We start from the raw sequence: 15545 nt of genomic DNA, 5'->3' as shown, positions 1-15545 counted from the left end.
TTCCCCCCTAAACCCGAAATTTTGTAAAGCCCATGTTCCGTACTGCTTCGTTTCATGAATTTACCACCAGAGCCTATATGGCGCCCCCCGAATTTCATGGTTATATAAAACACATTGGAGAATTTGAAGGAATTCCTCTGCATCAAACTTTGCGGTTTCATAGGAGGAATATAAATAGGAGGTAGGCTGTTTGAGATGTCAAACAGCCTTTACTTTTGTGCTCTAACTGGTGTTATTTCAAAATATATTTAAACCATCTGCCGGCTGCTTTTCTTATGTCATTGCAGTTGGGTTCCTTGTCAGTGGCCCAGGCGATAATTCCATCGGGACGTATAAGTGCTGCAGTTATACCTAAGCGTTCTTTTATACTGCCTGAAATATATTTTAACTGGTTACCGTATTCATCGGCCAATGCTTTAATGGAAGCATTCATAGTAAGATCAAGTAGTATTCCTTTACCATCGTGCATTAATTCGCCAAGTGGTGTACCGTTCTCAAATTCAAAATTAGGAACACTATGGCCAATCAGTGGGTGATGGCCATCGAGATTGTAATGCGTGTGAATGCCCCACACCCGGCCGGCAATATAAGTGGCGCCATCGCGTGTATTTATAAGGTCGCGAACAATGGCATTTAACGCCCGGGCATCCGGGCCCGGTTTCATAATGGCCACCTGTGCGCGTGACCAATTTAATACCTCGGCACCAATAGGGTGCCGCTCTGATTGATAAGTATCCAACAAGCCTTCCGGCGCTGTCGCATGAATGGTTGCGGCGAGTTTCCAGCCGAGGTTCATGGCATCGCCTAAACCAAGGTTAAGCCCCTGGCCACCCAATGGAGAATGAATATGTGCGGCGTCGCCGGCTAAAAGTATACGTCTATTGCGGTAGGTCGTGGCCTGACGTGCGCGATCCGTCCAGGTAGTGGCAAGATGCAAGGCGCTGATGGTAACATCGGTGCCCGAAATGCGGCGTAGTACTTCCTGCACGTGTTCACGCGTAATGGGTTCTTCAGAACTATGAAAGGCCCCGCCATCAAAATCCTGGATCATTATATAGCCGGGTTGCGATTGCAGGTACATACCTGTTGGTGTAAGATTACGGCCTGGCTTAAGTTTTTCGGGATCGGCAATAGTAACCTGAGTAGAATAACCAGTGAATTCAGGTTCTGTTCCTGCAAACTCAAAACCGCCTGTTTTGCGAACAACACTGCGGCTACCATCGCAGCCTACGAGCCATTTACCTTTAAAAGACCTGTCGCCTAACTGAACAGTTACTTCATCCGCTGTTTGATGCACGTTAGTAATGGCCTGTCCACGTGTGATCACTACGCCCAGGGCTTCAGCGCGGCGGGTGAGCACTGTTTCAATTTCTTTCATTTCAGACATCAGGCTGGTTTCGGTAGAACCGGGCAGTCGATACGCCCATTGTGTGGTGTCAATATTGTCTTCGTAGAGTGGAATGCCGGCAAAATGCCCTGCCTGTTTGCGTTGTGCCTGAGCTATTGTTGAGTGCGGGCTTTTAAGACGTTTATGAAGTTCCAGTTCCTGTAACAAACCACGACGGTAAAGCGCTTCAATAGAAGGAGCCGAGAGGCCGCGGATACCGAAAGGAAATTGTTTTAATGGGGAGTGGGGGCTTTCTGCCTTTTCAATTATCAGCACTGAGCATTTGGCCAGGGCCAGTTCACAGGCGAGAAACAGGCCTACGGGACCGGCCCCCGAAATAATTACATCGTGAATAAGGTGATTTTGTGTTGCTTTCATAAAGTAATGATTGAAACACAAAATTCCGGAATGCTGTTGCTTTAAGCTTGTATAAACGCGACAAATTCGCTGCTTGCGGCTTGTTTCGCTTTTTTCGCTTTTCGCGCAAATGCCGCCGGTGTGGTGCCGCTGTAGCGTTTGAATTCCCTGCTAAGGTGGGGTTGATCGGTGTAGCCCAACTCATGGGCCAGGCCGGCAATATTGGTATCGGGAGTAAGCCATAATTGGTTTCGAACCTGTTCAAAACGCATCAGGGCTGATACGTCTTTAACGGTATGGCCGGAAGATTGTTTGAAGTTTCTTTCCAATGTACGAACTGTTGCATGAGCCGCTGCTGCCACCTGGCTTACGGGTATGGAACCATTTGCCTTAAGCATAGCAACACCTGCTTTATAAAGCATACTATCAACCGCAATGTGCGACCGTGCATTTAGGAAATACTGTTTTACCAGGGCTATTGCTTCAGTTATGTTACCTACATGAATGAGATTATTTAACTCAGTGTGAAGCTTGGCAATAGGGTGCTCAAAGATGTGCACACCATCTTTACCCGATGGTAAATTAAGCAGGTCGAATACCGTCCAGGGAAAGCACCTGATAGCAATGATCTCTAAAAAGTTTGTTGAGTAAAAAGTGACAGGTTGGTTGAGCAAGCCCATCATAAACGGTGATGGCAATGGTTGTAAAGTACCATTATATATAGTGCTACAGGGGCTGCCGAAATGAAAAATGATCTCAGCATAGCCATCGGGGAGAACCTCAAGGCTCGATTGTTGAGCGCCATAGTTCTTCTTATCGTACCAAAAGCATTTTATGGTATCGCGCAATTCTTCGGGTGGTTCAAATTCCTGATGCATTTATCTTATTAAAATTTTGCCGGGTCTGCCACTGTTCTTTACTGATCGAGTATTCAAAATTTAACCGGGTTGGTTCGCCAAAGTAGGCAACTTCCTGTTCCCCTATTTTTTCAGCACCCAAACGCCCGATGGCAATTTGCGATCGAACATTATTGGCTCCGATATGGAAATGTACGTTTGGCACAAATTGGAAAATGTGGTCCAGCATTAGCTTTTTTACTGAATGATTAATACCGGTTCCCCAATATTTTGTGGCATAAAAGGTATAGCCTATGAATATTTGCCTTTTTTGACCATCGTAATCGTAAAACCTGGTGCTGCCAATGGTAATTCCGGTTTCTTTTTCAACGATCTTAAATGCACCATGGCTTTGCATTGCGCCATCAAAAAATGTCTGAAATATGTCTTTTTGCCAACGGTCTTTATTGGGGTGCTGTTCCCATATTTTAGGGTCTGAAGCGGCGGCATATAGCTCATCAAAATCAGTTTCCTTTAATGGGTAAAGCACAACTTTTTCGTTTTGCAATATAGGCTGAATATTAAGATCCATGTAAGTTAGGTTTTATTAATTGCAAATTTAATCTGTTAGTGAAATATGCATGTAGACCGATAGCTAAAAGGTGGGTAGTCCGGTTTGAAAACAACATACAAGTAATTGAAAACATACATCTGGTTTTTTTATTTCGAAAGGGATATATACTTTTATAGGCAAATAGCAGTGCGTAGGAATAAAACCATACAACTAAAAGCAATCTTTTTATTAATAATATTTAGTTTAAATAATATTATCGGATTTGCTTGTGCTATAGGGATGGATATGGGGTTTAATTCAAAGCACCATCATGAAAAGCCGCATGCCCATAACGGAAAAGCCCATCACCACCATAAGGGAACGCATGCTCACACTACTAAGTCCCGGCATCATCATAATGAGATAAAAGTAAGTGGTGCGGCTGAAAAGGAAAATTGTTGTACTGATGAGGCTACCCAGCTTTCCAAATCAGACAAATTACTTGTTACAGTAGTTAATTCAGGCATTGAAATGCCGGTAGCATTAATTGCACTTCACTTTTTATACTTATCATATTTCTCTTCTTTTAAGCCTGAGAGTAAGAAAATTCAGGAGGTTCGACCCTATGTTGTCAACTCATGTGGGATACGTGTGTCTATTCAGTCCTTCCAAATTTGATTTTGAACCCGTTCGATAGTTTTTTCGCTATACAGCCCATTGTTGTATAGCCGGCAATGATTTATACATACTATAAAAAATAAAACAAATGAAATATTTCTTATTAATAGCCGCCTTCAATACCATTATTTTAATAGCCTGCAACAATGCCAATAGTACTACATCAAAATCAGAGAACAATGTAGAAACAAAAAAGGAAACACCGGTGCAGGAAACAAATACAACTACACCTGTGAAGGACATTCTAACCGGTTATATTCAATTGAAGAATGCGTTGATTGCTGATAACGGTAGCGATGCGGCTGCCGCAGGTAATTCAATGGTAGGTGCTTTTCAAAAATTTGACAAATCTATTCTTGCAGGCAACCAGAAAAAAACATATGAGGATGTGGAAGACGACGCCAGGGAACATGCAGAACATATTGGTAAGAATGGTGGTAATATTACGCATCAGCGCGAACACTTTGACATGTTAAGCAAGGATGTATATGAGTTGGTAAAAGCATTTAATGCAGGACAAGCATTGTATCAGGATTCCTGTCCTATGTATAATGGCGGAAAAGGTGCTACCTGGTTAAGCGAGACAAAGGAAATTAAAAATCCTTATTTCGGCAAAAAGATGCCATCATGTGGCATGGTAACAGAAGAACTAAAATAAACGACAAGCCATGAGCCTGATAAAAAAGATACTATTAGGGTTTCTCATAGTGATGATGGCCATTCAGTTTATACAACCTGCCCGTAATAAAAACGGGCAGGTTATGCCAACAGATATTTCAAAAACGGTTAATGTGCCAGGGAATGTGTTGGCTGTTTTTAAAACTGCCTGTTACGATTGTCACAGCAATAATACGCGCTATCCATGGTACGTGAATATACAACCGGTGGGGTGGATGCTGGCCCATCACGTAAAGGAAGGAAAAGAAGAATTGAATTTTAGCGAATTCGGATCTTACTCTGCAAGGAGGCAGATCAGTAAGTTGAGGTCAATTGAGAACAGTATTCGTGATGGTTCCATGCCATTGGGTTCTTACACTATCATTCACAGAAACGCACAGTTGACAAAAGAAGAAAAAGCTTTGATCATAAACTGGGCGAGGCTGGCAAAAGATAGCCTTTTTAACAGAAAATAAAAGCCCGTGATTGTATGTTGTAAAAAAAATAGCGTATAATAGCGGAGGGTATCCAAATTCACCTACTATGAAAATTAAACTTGTATTACTGTGTGTTATCTTTTCTAAGATCACCCTCTGTCAAACCATAGCAGACGTAAAAAAACAACTAGACGAAAAAGATTTCTCGCAATTCAAACAAAGTGTAGAGAAGCTTAAGTCGGATCATTGCGCCCCCGCTGAAGGAATTACAACCCGTGAAATTTTGAAAGGATATAATGAAGTAGTTACCAGTGTCGTAATATTTATACCAACTCCGAATGGGAAATATGAGGGGAATTGCGAGGATTACCAGGTAAACCTGGTTACAAAAGATAATCTGATAATTAAGTATTCACTTTATGCAAAACACCATAACGACAATTACAAGAAATTCGAATTACTGAAAAGCTATTCAAATGATACCGAAGTAAAAGCTTTTCAGGAACTATATGAAAAGGCATTTTATAGAAAGTTAAGTATGAAAGAACTCTTCGATATTTCGATAACTTATGGTGAACATTGCGGGTTTGCCGGTATAAGCCCGGAGGGCAGGGATATATTAAACAAATATGTTACTACAGGAAATCGTAACAAGTTGTTTTACTGGCTTACTTCGCCAAGTTTCGAAAGAAAATTGTACGCGTATGAAGGTTTTAAAGCATTAGAAAGTAAAGGGTATAAATTAAACCAAAAAGAAAGTGCAATTGTAAATTATCTTAAAAATTTCAAAGGTACTGTTAGGATTTGCAATGGATGCCTTTATAGTAATGCGGAGTTTTCCGGAATGATCGATCAACTTGATGGGAAGGGGTTTGGTACTGTTTTAAAAGATTAACTGTTGAAACGGAAAAAATATGAAAGACTTTGAGCAAATTAACTTTAGACTTCTTGAATCTGATAACATACATGTAGAATTGGCGAAGACCGATATCTAACATCCTATGTTTTATAATTACTCATTAACAATGAAAATGTATATCTTAATAAAAGAGAGTGTTCCAAATAAATTAGTACCTGTAATTGCTGCACATGCCTCTTTAGCTTGTTACAAAAAGTTTGAAACAGATAGTGATTTGGAAAAATGGATCAACTCAATATTTAAAAAAGTTGTGTGTAAAGTAAATAATATCGAGTTTGAAAATTCAAAAACAGAGCCTAAAAACCTGACACTAACAGAAAGTGCATTGAATAATGAAGAGGTGTGTATAGTATTTTGCCCAAGAAATGAATACTCAAAACAATTTAAATATTTCAGAATGTGGACGCCTAACGTAGAATAGCGAAAACAAATGTTGTCCCTACCGTTTTCCTGATATTTCTAACTTAGCGTTTTTTAAATCAGTAATAAATTGGGAATTATTCATCCAAAACTTAATCAAATTCCACCCAATAATCCTCGATGCTTCATTATCGCTTGGATAGTGAATGCCCATCAATTCTCTTGACCATTGAACCTCGGCAGCAACTTTTAAAAACGCCGCTCTTTTTTCTGGAAAAAGCTCACTAAAAATAAATGCCTCTGTATACGCCCAAAGTGAATGACCGCTGGGAAAAGAGGGTGAATTGATTCGGGTCAATGGTTTCAATGCAGGCTCTAAATGGTAAGGCCGGGGTCTTTTGAAGTGTTGTTTCAGCCGGAACTCAGTAACTCGTATATCCTGAATACAGTTCATTAACAAAGTGGTAGTTGCCGGATAATCCGCATAATCATATTTTTTACCCAATGCGGTATTTAGAATGTAATACAGTTGCTGTCTGTTCTCGACATAATCAGGATCTGTAGGATTAACAATGTTAGGCCAGGAACCAATATTTGCAATGTATTCAGCCCGATCAGTCTCCTGTTTAGTACGGTTGTTTTGAAGGTTAAGTAAGTAATCGAGATCGCCTCTTGTTTGATCGGAACTATTTGCCGGAAGCGTTATTAATCCAGATAACTTTGCTTCGTCCTGCGGAGACAGATAAACGGTTCTCCATAAAGCATTCCCCAAGGCTCCTTTACTATATTCAGCCCAGGGATATTGAATTGTATCAAGAGCCTGGCGTTCCTTAGTTGGTAGTGTGCTTTTTTCTTTTAATGGCTTATAGGTAATGCTAATAGGTTCTAATGCCTGGAGCTTTTGGGCATTTAGTCCTCCGGCTATCAATGAAAGAACCATGTATAAAAAAAGAAATCTGCGGTTTGTTTTAATCGCTTTCATATCAATATGCTTTTTTGATACGACGGAGCATTTAAAAAAAAGACACAGATTTTGTTAATTTATTTTTTGCAACAGTTAGATGGATTGCATTCTATTATGTTGCCATATTTATCAAAGTCGTAACTACAGCATTGCATAATAATATCCCTTAATTTCTCCTTAGCCCGTTGTACACGCACTTTTGCATTACTTAACGATATGCCGGCCTTTTCTGCGTAATCTTTAAGTTTCATGTTTTCCAACTCTGTTGCAACCAAGGCATCCCTATATATGTCAGGTAAGGACTCAATCATAGGTCGCAAGCAGCAATCTGCCAGTTGAAGGGATTGATCTTTTATAACATCATCACCGGGAATTCCATTCTCTGTTATATCAGTATAAGCGACCGGCTTAGATTTCCTGAAATGATCAATAACCGTATTGTTAGTTAACGTCACCAGGTAGGCTGCCATGTTATCTGCTTGTTCAACCTTATTAATATTGAGCAAAATCTTTAAATAAACTTCCTGCATAATATCATGACAATCGTCGTGGTGTGCAATCTTTTTACAAACAATATTATGTAATTGTCTGCCAAATGTTTGATAAATGAAGGTTAAGGTTGTTACCATATTTATGCCAGAAGTACTATTACTTCATATCTTTTAGTAAGGAGAACGCATATAAAATTTCTGTTGCTATCTGTTTGCAACGTTCGTTGTACACTTCGTCCTGGTTTGGTTTGCCATCTGCCTTTTTAGGGTCTTCGTATGGTATAGCTATTTTGGTATTTGCGCCCTGAACAATAGGACATGTTTCATCTGCATGCGTACAGGTCATTATTGCGGCAAAATTGGTAGTAGGATTTGGTGCATCCATATATTTCTTTGAAAACAGGGTTACTGCAGGCTCGTCGGTCGCATATTTTACATCATATTTAGGATTAGAACCTTCTGATTGTTTTGTAATTGAAAAACCGGCAGCTATCAATGCTTTAATTGCATTCGGATTGAAGGTTGTTGCTTCCGTACCTCCTGAGTAGCTGGATATACCTTTAACCCCATAATAACTGGCAGCTGCATAGGCCCACAGTTGACCCATATGGCTTCTTCTACTATTATGGGTACAGATGAAAATTAAATTGGCTTTCTTTTCTTCGCCCAATTTAGTGTGCACGAACAATGCTATTTTCTTCAGGTGTTCTTTTCTGTCAGCCGGAATTTTATCGAAATCCTTAATAGCACTTTCAATGTATTCATTAAGAACTGGGGTTAAATTGTTATCCATAGTGTGTCTTTTAGGTAAAAAGGAACAAAGCAGAAAAAATCCTACTAATACAATTATTGGCTTCATTTGCTAATGTTATGGAGTTGATTAAGATCGTTAAATTGTTTTTAGTTCAGTAGGATTAACATTCATGGCTTCAAATTTTTTTGTCATAAAGACTTTTTCATGACTATAGCACTGACCGGACAAACACTGCTGAACTCCGTGGATTGCTTTATTGCGTCAGGCACTTCAGTACGTTCAACCCGTTGATAGTTCTTTGTATCAAACCAGGTCGATGCCGTTTCAGTCAGCAGGTATATGGAGTGGACATTTAAACCGGTAGCGTGTTTCTCCAGGGCTTGAACCAGCGCGGCGGCAATCTTTTGATTACGATAATCTTTATGAACTATCATAGAACGCAATAAACCCAAAGGCGGGTAATGTTCCAATCCGATTGCCCCAACTACGACATCATTTATTATCGCAACAAAAAAATGATCAAGATTACCAGGCAAATCATCTACCGGTAACTTTTCAGTTTTAAGTAGTTCAATGATAGCATACCGATAAGATTGATTTGCCTGGATAATTTTCATGGCTATATTTTTATTAGTTATTAATTGCAGCAATCTGGACCACAGCAGGATTTTGCAGCTTGTGGTTTATCTGCATACACCGTAATGCTATAAATACCTGTATTGCTGTCTCTGAATTGCTTAACTTCTTCAGCTGATAAATAATTTAAAAGTATATCGTCTGGTATATGAATGGCTTTTTCCTTCTGAAGCGTAATGTTTTCAAATCCGTTTTCTTTGATCAGCTTCAGGTATTGCTGCTTTTGAATAGCGCCAGATACGCATCCTGCATACATTTCTGCGGCCTGCTGAATGTTTGCGGGTAAAATGCCTTCCAGTACTATATCAGAAATACTAAAATGACCACCTGCTTTTAATACCCTGAATATTTCTTTAAAAACATTGTCTTTATTAGGAACCAGGTTGAGAACGCAATTACTTACTATGACATCGGCTATATTGGAAGTAACCGGCATATTCTCAATGTCGCCCTGTCTGAACTCTACGTTATGAAAGCCCAACTTTTCGGTGTTCTCCCTGGCTTTGGCAATCATAGCAGGTGTAAAATCAATACCAATAACCTTTCCGGTTTCGCCGGTTTCTGCTCTTGCTACAAAAGCATCATTACCAGCGCCAGAACCAAGATCAATTACAACGTCCCCCTTTTTTATTTTCGCAAATTGGGTAGGTAATCCGCAGCCCAATCCTAAATCGGCGTCTGGATTATACCCTTCCAGTTTACTATAATCGTCGTTCATAATGTTATATACATCTGTTGAACAACAGCCAGAACCGCAGCAGGACGATTGGTTGGTTTCTTTATCCTGAAGAGCGATCTCACTATACTTCTGTTTAACTATATCTTTCAGATCTTGATCAGTTGTCATAAAAAGTGTTTATTGTTTTATTGCAATATTGCGATTAATGAGAGCAAAAAAATATTAACAGCAGTTATCCTTGTTTTTATAAGCCACAAAGAAGGTATCAAAAGCTTCTTTGTATTGTTTCCAAACTTTTGGATCAATACAGTAGCAAACACTTGTACCTTCAATGGTTCCCTGGATCAAACCAGCATTTTTGAGTTCCTTTAAATGTTGGGAAATGGTTGCCTGGGCAAGTCCCAGTTCGTCTACCAAATCACCACAAACACAAGCCTCAGCCTTTATTAAACTTTGAATGATGGCTATGCGAGCAGGATGAGCCAACGCCTTCATCATTTGCGCCAACTTGTTCTGCTTATCGGTAAATATTTCTGATTTTGTAAGTCCCATATCTATCGCAATATTACGATTATTCTGGGATCTCCAAAAATTATTTTTAATAAAGGCCCACAAATTTGGGAGCCTTTACAAGATTACAAGAAAAAAGCCCCGTAAGGTCAATTACGGGGCTCTTGAAATAAATGCCTTCGTTGAATACCTTTCGGATTGTTATGAGCCCGAAAGGCAAAGCACCGCATGCCTGTTGCGATTTATAAAAGGCGTTACCCGGTTTACCTGAAACTGTTGTGTTTTCAGGAACCAGAATTCGGGTACCACCTTGTTATTATCTGAAACATATTCAAGATGGAATGTTTTGACGGCTGTTCTGATCTCCACAGATGACTGCGGGCCATTTATTCGGTGCGATGTATGGATCAGGACCTTTTCTGTAAGAAAGGTAGTGTTATCTGCTGTGGTAACAAGAAAACCGTTTTTTGAGTACCGGAGGTTAATGATCTCACGGCTGTTCAACTGGCGGGCAGCCAACGGAAGATCGTTAAATACACCCGATACATGTGAAGGCGTTGTTCCCTCATCGTGTATGATAATCATTTCGGCATTTACCATTTTTTGTGATGCCAGCGCCAATGACGGTGATGCCAACAGCGCAGGAAACAATAAACCGGTGTTATATAAAAAATCGCGACGGCGCATATGAAATGTTTAGTCTGTTTAAAGTAAAAGGCATTGTCACACCCGGAGTATGACAATGCTGTTTTTTATTTTACTAATTTATACGTGTGAACCTGTCCATTAAATTGTACAGTAAGAACATAGATCCCCCGAACAAGGTTGCCAACTCCGGTAAAAGGAATTATAAATTGTCCTTTCGGAACGTTCACATATTCGGTTTTCAACACCTGTCCTCTAATATCACTAACCCTGATGGCAACGCGTGCCGCTTCAGGTAATTGTATCGTCACCTTTAACTGGCTTGTAAATGGATTGGGGGTTACATTCACAATAGGTGAAGTGGATGTTTGTAATGGGATCGATACGATATTGCTGTATTCCGACTCGCCGGTTGTACTTATTATTTTAAGGCGGTAATAAATCCGTGACGTGTTTAACAGGGCAGCGTTTTGATCGATCAGGCTGTAATGCTGAATACCAGTTCCGTTATTACCGGTTACTTTACCGATGGTTGTAAACGTTTGTCCATCGGTACTTCTTTCTACCTCGAAATAATCGTTGTGCATTTCGCCTTCTGTGCGCCATTGTATATGCGCATTGCTATTGTTTAACGAGGCGGTGAAGGAAATTAAATTAACTGGTAATGCGCCGAGTGCTGTTTGTACAATAAATCCGCTAAAGCCGGTAACGTCAAACGTTATTTCCCAGCGGCTGGCTGTTGAATTCCACACAATATTTGCATCTGCAGGATCAATAACCATTACTCCCGCAGTATAAGAACCGGGTAATCCTGTTCCGTTATTGCTGCTGCCTGAATATTTTCCAATGCGTAAATTGGTTTTACCGAGATTGTCGGTTGGCCCTGTAGGTAAATTGAGGGTACTGCCGGGGGCGGCATTGAACGCATCAAATTCAGCCTGCGTAAAGTATAGCGTAACGGTTCCTGTTGCTGTAGATGTGTTTGTTGCAGGTGTAATTTCATAATGCCTTGCAACAAAAGGCTGGCTGGCATATGTAGGAACGGCGCCTTCGATCCAAACGCGGCTGGTTACATTGCCGCTAACTGCACTGGCTCCTGAAGGAACTATTTTGGAAATCAGCGCACAGGAATTGAAGAATACGTTGTTGCCGGTACTTACAGATTGAGTAGATGAAACGCTGCTGGCTGCTAATGTACTGGCATTGGCAGTAAGCAATGCGGCATTGCTGTTCACAGAGCCGCAGGTGTTAGAAATAATTGCTCTGTAATAACGTCCGCTCAAACCTGTATTATCGGAGATGGTAAGGCTCGCTGTATTTACACCACTGTACACGCCTGTGTTGGTAAGGGTTACAGGTGTAGTAAATGAGGCATTCGTACTTTCCTGCCATTGATATGATAAGGTGCCAGCGCCTGATGCGGTTACATTGAAAACAGCCGGGGAACCACTGCAGGTTGTTGAATTTCCGGGAGCAACTGAAACGGCTACCGGATTAATAAACGTATATGTTAAGTGGTTCGATGTACTGCCGATAGCAAAGGCGGTGTTTTGAAGCGTCCAGTTGCTGTTGGTATTTACAGTGGTGTACAAACCTGATGTGCTACAGGCCGAAGCATTGGAGGTCAATTTGCCATTATCCAATTCGGCTGTACCGCTTGAAGCTGTGGGAAGTGTTGCCTGTGATAATAAAATAGCGGTGGTGCCATTGCTTAAACCGGGAGGAACATTACTTTGATTAGGGCCGGTGTTTGATGCACCATCCCAGGTGGCATAAGTAGTAACGTTAGCTTCAATATTGGCATGAATGGCCGTAATAAAACGGCGGGTTGCATTATTAAAGGCGCCCGCTGGCCCGGCTGCAGGCCCGGTTTGGTAGGCGAGTATCTGATCACCGGCGGTAGCGATCTCCATATAGTCGGCGCCACTTTCGGTAGTTACCGAACCGGCAGCGGTAGTACCATTTTCGCTTGTATAAGCAGCCCAGCTTACTACGGGATCCACAAAACTACTGATAAAATAAATTTCCGTTCCAAATGCAATGCCTCCGGCAGGGACTGTCCATTTTATAGTACCCTCCGTAGAAGCAATAAAATCGTTGGTGGTGGTGCTCCAGCCTCTGTCGGTAAAATAAATAACCGTACCGGCTGCCAGTCCGCCGCTTTTTAATACAACGATGGAGAATCGGTCTTCCCAATTTGTTGTACCGCCAAACGCAGAATTGGTCATGTCCAGATCGCTTTGATAACTTGCAAAGGCAATATCTCCGGCTGATAGGTTATTTTGCGCCCGGGCACCGGCTGCCGTAAATAAAAGGATAGGCAGGCAGAAAGTTATGATTTTGTAAATCTTTTTCATCTATAAGGTTTTATTAGTGCTAATAGGTTTAGATACATAGATAGGTGTTTTGCCAGGCAGAAAATGCAGCATCGGGTACCTGAGCCATCATCTCCTTCCAGTCCATGCTCACATCTTCAACAGTTTCTTCGATTTCTATATTCAAATCATCCGTGGCGTTTACCAGGTAAGCCGGACCAGTAACCGCATAATTGTCATTTATCCGCAGGTTACCCCTGGGGCTTTGCAGTGGCTGCCGTTGTAAGTGAGCAACAGCTTCCATTACCGAAGCGCCGGCGGCCAGTTGTTGTAAATAGTGGTTTACGAGTAATGCCGTTTCCCATCCTTGTAACGAGAAGAGGTTGGCCTCCCTGTTAAATTGTTTTTTGTGACAGGCGATGAAATCTTGGTTCTGTAAGTTTGGTAACGTTGGCGTCCACCCCAAATACCCTTTAATATGTTTTACAAAGGGTTTAACCCCGGCAAAGTCACCCGGTGTGTTATCGAACAGCATCGGCGAGCCAAACAATTGCAGGTTGTGTTGTTGTTGCAAAGGAGCTATCTGTTCGTAAAAAGAACGGGCCATATCGCCGCTATAGAGGCAAAGCAATGTATTTATTGCCGGGTTGTTTTCGATGAAAGCAGCCAGGGACTTAATATTGAATGTTTCCTTCGAAAAAGGGCTTATAAAGTTGAAGCATATTTCGCCCCCGCCCATTTCATGCGCATTTACCATGGCATGGCAATGCTGGTAACCAGCATCATAAAACGAAGTGGCCATTATGGCTTTTTTGTGTTCCGGTGAACGGCTGCATAATTGCCCTGTCATAAATGAATACAGGCTGTCGTTCAATGAATGAAACAGGGTGTTGGTAAAATTGTCTGATGAGCCCGGATAGTTTGCGCCTGCATTGGTGATCACCAATAACTTTCCGGCTGCTGCAAATAGGGGAGAAAGTCTTTTGGCGATGTTGTCGCCTGCATAGGCGATCACTACATCAACATCATCGGTTAACAAAAATTTTTCTGCCTGTTTGTAAATATCATTTTCATTGAGGCCATACCCAATGGGAAAATTATGCAGCGCCAGGTCGTTCATGCCATTATTTTTAAAATACGAACGAATGCCCTGACTAAAATCTATTCCAATGGAGGGATACAATGTTGATCCCGGTAAAAGCATTCCGATAGCCGGCATAATGTTTTGGTTGGGTGCTCAGGTATTTATTTTATGGACGCGGGGGGTAAATACCTTGCATACAAATAATATAGTTCAATGCCAGAACGGGTTGCATATTGTTTATAGCCTGCGAAGCTCCTGTTGCAGATACGCTCAGGTTGTGCTGCATGGCGGGCATTACACTTCCGTTCGTAGAGGTTGCATACATATCTGTGCCAGGCAGTCTGGCGGGATAATTGTTGTGAGGCGTATCGCTGTTTCCTGCACCTGTATAGCATAGCATGTTAATGGCTCCTGATACGGCATGATTATGTGCAGGAAGATTATTGGCTAAAAGGGTAATGGTTTCAGAGCCGCCCAATTCACCAATCGGGTGTGGCGTTAACCCGGGCCCTTGTCCCTGCCCGATAGCAACCCGGCCTCTTAGATCGGGTAGAGCAAACGTAGTTTGTCCATTGCCCCCATACATAGTGCCTAACAGCGAAAATAAAGCTGTATTCTGGGATATAGAAAGCAGTTGACCCTGGCAAAATGCCCAGCCGCGTGGCGCAAAGTTGCCGGCAAATAATCTTATTTCTGCAAGTATATCTTCATCCATGATAGTAGTTGTTAATTTGGTGTTGGATAAATACCTTCCAGGCAAATTATATATGATATAGCAAGGTAGGGTTGCATATTGTTAACAGGCACGGGTGATGGAGTTCCTGCGGCGCCTGTTGTCAGGTTAAAAGAGGCGTTAGCCATCTGGGTATCGGCAACGGTTGAATAAATATTTTCGCCGTTAACTGCAGGAAAATTATTCAGGGGCGAAACCTTCCGGCCATCTTCACCAGAAACATACACTCCTGCGGTACCTGTAATAGCGTGGGTATGAGAAATATTGTTGCCGGTAAGCGTATTTGCTTCGGTTCCGCCTGTTTGGCCTAATAGATAATTGGGAAGGCCGGGACCCTGGCCCGGATTAATAGGCGCGCGACCACGAAGATCGGGTAATGCAAAGGTTGATTGTCCGTCACCACCATATATAGTACCTAATAAGGTAAATACGGTATCGTATTCGGCTATTGATAACAGCTGGCCATTGCAAAAAGCCCAGCCAACAGGGGCAAAGTTCCCGCCGAACATGCGGATCTCTCCTATATATGGCATAATGATATTTTTAAGTA

Annotated in this window: 19 protein-coding genes; 5 read left to right on the top strand and 14 right to left on the bottom strand. The window is 41.6% G+C overall.

Annotated elements, in window-relative coordinates; all coding sequences use genetic code 11:
- Positions 1 to 232: 232 nt before the first annotated feature.
- From GGD38_RS04950 to GGD38_RS04940, 3 genes are read right to left on the bottom strand one after another with little or no spacing between them, the layout of a single operon-like run.
- Positions 233 to 1765 (bottom strand): FAD-dependent monooxygenase, encoded by a 1533-nt coding sequence (locus GGD38_RS04950; RefSeq protein ID WP_375299129.1) that lies wholly within the window; start codon positions 1763 to 1765, stop codon positions 233 to 235.
- A 41-nt stretch (positions 1766 to 1806) separates the two neighbouring features.
- Complete coding sequence (locus GGD38_RS04945) at positions 1807 to 2622, bottom strand: helix-turn-helix domain-containing protein (RefSeq protein WP_375299130.1); 816 nt, start codon at positions 2620 to 2622, stop codon at positions 1807 to 1809.
- Entirely contained in the window at positions 2606 to 3172 is a 567-nt protein-coding gene (locus GGD38_RS04940) for a GNAT family N-acetyltransferase (RefSeq protein WP_375299131.1), read from the bottom strand. Before GGD38_RS04940 ends, GGD38_RS04945 begins: the two co-directional genes overlap by 17 nt.
- Positions 3173 to 3277: 105 nt before the next feature.
- Between GGD38_RS04940 and GGD38_RS04935 the strand changes: the two genes are divergently transcribed.
- The 5 genes from GGD38_RS04935 to GGD38_RS04915 all read left to right on the top strand — a co-directional run bounded on the left by GGD38_RS04935 (position 3278) and on the right by GGD38_RS04915 (position 6245).
- On the top strand, positions 3278 to 3811 hold the full coding sequence (locus GGD38_RS04935) for a hypothetical protein (protein ID WP_375299132.1): 534 nt from the start codon (positions 3278 to 3280) through the stop codon (positions 3809 to 3811).
- An 88-nt stretch (positions 3812 to 3899) separates the two neighbouring features.
- Complete coding sequence (locus GGD38_RS04930) at positions 3900 to 4469, top strand: DUF3347 domain-containing protein (RefSeq protein ID WP_375299133.1); 570 nt, start codon at positions 3900 to 3902, stop codon at positions 4467 to 4469.
- A gap of 10 nt (positions 4470 to 4479) precedes the next feature.
- Positions 4480 to 4944 (top strand): heme-binding domain-containing protein, encoded by a 465-nt coding sequence (locus GGD38_RS04925; RefSeq protein ID WP_375299134.1) that lies wholly within the window; start codon positions 4480 to 4482, stop codon positions 4942 to 4944.
- A 67-nt stretch (positions 4945 to 5011) separates the two neighbouring features.
- Positions 5012 to 5800 carry a hypothetical protein gene (locus GGD38_RS04920; protein ID WP_375299135.1) on the top strand — a complete coding sequence of 263 codons (789 nt, stop codon included), beginning with the start codon at positions 5012 to 5014 and terminating at the stop codon, positions 5798 to 5800.
- Between the two features lie 130 nt (positions 5801 to 5930).
- A complete protein-coding gene (locus GGD38_RS04915) occupies positions 5931 to 6245 on the top strand; it encodes a peptidyl-tRNA hydrolase (RefSeq protein ID WP_375299136.1) in 315 nt (104 codons plus the stop codon).
- 18 nt (positions 6246 to 6263) lie between these two features.
- Here GGD38_RS04915 and GGD38_RS04910 read toward each other — a convergent pair whose 3' ends face one another.
- The 11 genes from GGD38_RS04910 to GGD38_RS04860 all read right to left on the bottom strand — a co-directional run bounded on the left by GGD38_RS04910 (position 6264) and on the right by GGD38_RS04860 (position 15528).
- On the bottom strand, positions 6264 to 7166 hold the full coding sequence (locus GGD38_RS04910; protein ID WP_375299137.1) for a phosphatase PAP2 family protein: 903 nt from the start codon (positions 7164 to 7166) through the stop codon (positions 6264 to 6266).
- A 59-nt stretch (positions 7167 to 7225) separates the two neighbouring features.
- Positions 7226 to 7777, bottom strand: a complete 552-nt coding sequence (locus GGD38_RS04905; RefSeq protein WP_375299138.1) for a sigma-70 family RNA polymerase sigma factor — start codon at positions 7775 to 7777, stop codon at positions 7226 to 7228.
- Between the two features lie 19 nt (positions 7778 to 7796).
- A complete protein-coding gene (locus GGD38_RS04900; protein ID WP_375299139.1) occupies positions 7797 to 8432 on the bottom strand; it encodes a protein-tyrosine-phosphatase in 636 nt (211 codons plus the stop codon).
- Positions 8433 to 8581: 149 nt separating this feature from the next.
- Positions 8582 to 9010 (bottom strand): arsenic resistance N-acetyltransferase ArsN2, encoded by a 429-nt coding sequence (gene arsN2, locus GGD38_RS04895; RefSeq protein ID WP_375299140.1) that lies wholly within the window; start codon positions 9008 to 9010, stop codon positions 8582 to 8584.
- Positions 9011 to 9030: 20 nt separating this feature from the next.
- Positions 9031 to 9876: an arsenite methyltransferase gene (locus GGD38_RS04890; protein ID WP_375299141.1), complete on the bottom strand. Its 846-nt coding sequence runs from the start codon at positions 9874 to 9876 to the stop codon at positions 9031 to 9033.
- A 54-nt stretch (positions 9877 to 9930) separates the two neighbouring features.
- The gene (locus tag GGD38_RS04885) at positions 9931 to 10260 is read right to left on the bottom strand and encodes an ArsR/SmtB family transcription factor (protein ID WP_375299142.1); all 330 of its coding nucleotides are present in this window, start codon (positions 10258 to 10260) and stop codon (positions 9931 to 9933) included.
- A 159-nt stretch (positions 10261 to 10419) separates the two neighbouring features.
- Positions 10420 to 10905, bottom strand: coding sequence for a hypothetical protein (locus tag GGD38_RS04880; protein WP_375299143.1), 486 nt, complete (start codon positions 10903 to 10905; stop codon positions 10420 to 10422).
- 65 nt (positions 10906 to 10970) lie between these two features.
- On the bottom strand, positions 10971 to 13220 hold the full coding sequence (locus GGD38_RS04875; protein ID WP_375299144.1) for a T9SS type A sorting domain-containing protein: 2250 nt from the start codon (positions 13218 to 13220) through the stop codon (positions 10971 to 10973).
- Positions 13221 to 13248: 28 nt separating this feature from the next.
- The gene (locus tag GGD38_RS04870; RefSeq protein ID WP_375299145.1) at positions 13249 to 14397 is read right to left on the bottom strand and encodes an ABC transporter substrate-binding protein; all 1149 of its coding nucleotides are present in this window, start codon (positions 14395 to 14397) and stop codon (positions 13249 to 13251) included.
- A 31-nt stretch (positions 14398 to 14428) separates the two neighbouring features.
- On the bottom strand, positions 14429 to 14977 hold the full coding sequence (locus GGD38_RS04865) for a phage tail protein (RefSeq protein ID WP_375299146.1): 549 nt from the start codon (positions 14975 to 14977) through the stop codon (positions 14429 to 14431).
- Between the two features lie 11 nt (positions 14978 to 14988).
- Positions 14989 to 15528, bottom strand: a complete 540-nt coding sequence (locus GGD38_RS04860; protein ID WP_375299147.1) for a phage tail protein — start codon at positions 15526 to 15528, stop codon at positions 14989 to 14991.
- Between the last annotated feature and the right edge of the window lie 17 nt (positions 15529 to 15545).

Source organism: Niastella sp. OAS944 (genome assembly GCA_024809215.1).
Lineage (GTDB): Bacteria > Bacteroidota > Bacteroidia > Chitinophagales > Chitinophagaceae > Niastella.
This window is presented reverse-complemented; position numbering and strand designations above follow the sequence as displayed.

What these genes read in the sequence shown, in the direction of transcription:
- GGD38_RS04950 (WP_375299129.1), bottom strand. Translation starts at nt 1,765, where the DNA reads ATGAAAGCAACACAAAATCACCTTATTCACGATGTAATTATTTCGGGG.
- GGD38_RS04945 (WP_375299130.1), bottom strand. Translation starts at nt 2,622, where the DNA reads ATGCATCAGGAATTTGAACCACCCGAAGAATTGCGCGATACCATAAAA.
- GGD38_RS04940 (WP_375299131.1), bottom strand. Translation starts at nt 3,172, where the DNA reads ATGGATCTTAATATTCAGCCTATATTGCAAAACGAAAAAGTTGTGCTT.
- GGD38_RS04930 (WP_375299133.1), top strand. Translation starts at nt 3,900, where the DNA reads ATGAAATATTTCTTATTAATAGCCGCCTTCAATACCATTATTTTAATA.
- GGD38_RS04925 (WP_375299134.1), top strand. Translation starts at nt 4,480, where the DNA reads ATGAGCCTGATAAAAAAGATACTATTAGGGTTTCTCATAGTGATGATG.
- GGD38_RS04920 (WP_375299135.1), top strand. Translation starts at nt 5,012, where the DNA reads ATGAAAATTAAACTTGTATTACTGTGTGTTATCTTTTCTAAGATCACC.
- GGD38_RS04915 (WP_375299136.1), top strand. Translation starts at nt 5,931, where the DNA reads ATGAAAATGTATATCTTAATAAAAGAGAGTGTTCCAAATAAATTAGTA.
- GGD38_RS04910 (WP_375299137.1), bottom strand. Translation starts at nt 7,166, where the DNA reads ATGAAAGCGATTAAAACAAACCGCAGATTTCTTTTTTTATACATGGTT.
- GGD38_RS04905 (WP_375299138.1), bottom strand. Translation starts at nt 7,777, where the DNA reads ATGGTAACAACCTTAACCTTCATTTATCAAACATTTGGCAGACAATTA.
- GGD38_RS04900 (WP_375299139.1), bottom strand. Translation starts at nt 8,432, where the DNA reads ATGGATAACAATTTAACCCCAGTTCTTAATGAATACATTGAAAGTGCT.
- arsN2 (WP_375299140.1), bottom strand. Translation starts at nt 9,010, where the DNA reads ATGAAAATTATCCAGGCAAATCAATCTTATCGGTATGCTATCATTGAA.
- GGD38_RS04890 (WP_375299141.1), bottom strand. Translation starts at nt 9,876, where the DNA reads ATGACAACTGATCAAGATCTGAAAGATATAGTTAAACAGAAGTATAGT.
- GGD38_RS04885 (WP_375299142.1), bottom strand. Translation starts at nt 10,260, where the DNA reads ATGGGACTTACAAAATCAGAAATATTTACCGATAAGCAGAACAAGTTG.
- GGD38_RS04880 (WP_375299143.1), bottom strand. Translation starts at nt 10,905, where the DNA reads ATGCGCCGTCGCGATTTTTTATATAACACCGGTTTATTGTTTCCTGCG.
- GGD38_RS04875 (WP_375299144.1), bottom strand. Translation starts at nt 13,220, where the DNA reads ATGAAAAAGATTTACAAAATCATAACTTTCTGCCTGCCTATCCTTTTA.
- GGD38_RS04870 (WP_375299145.1), bottom strand. Translation starts at nt 14,397, where the DNA reads ATGCCGGCTATCGGAATGCTTTTACCGGGATCAACATTGTATCCCTCC.
- GGD38_RS04865 (WP_375299146.1), bottom strand. Translation starts at nt 14,977, where the DNA reads ATGGATGAAGATATACTTGCAGAAATAAGATTATTTGCCGGCAACTTT.
- GGD38_RS04860 (WP_375299147.1), bottom strand. Translation starts at nt 15,528, where the DNA reads ATGCCATATATAGGAGAGATCCGCATGTTCGGCGGGAACTTTGCCCCT.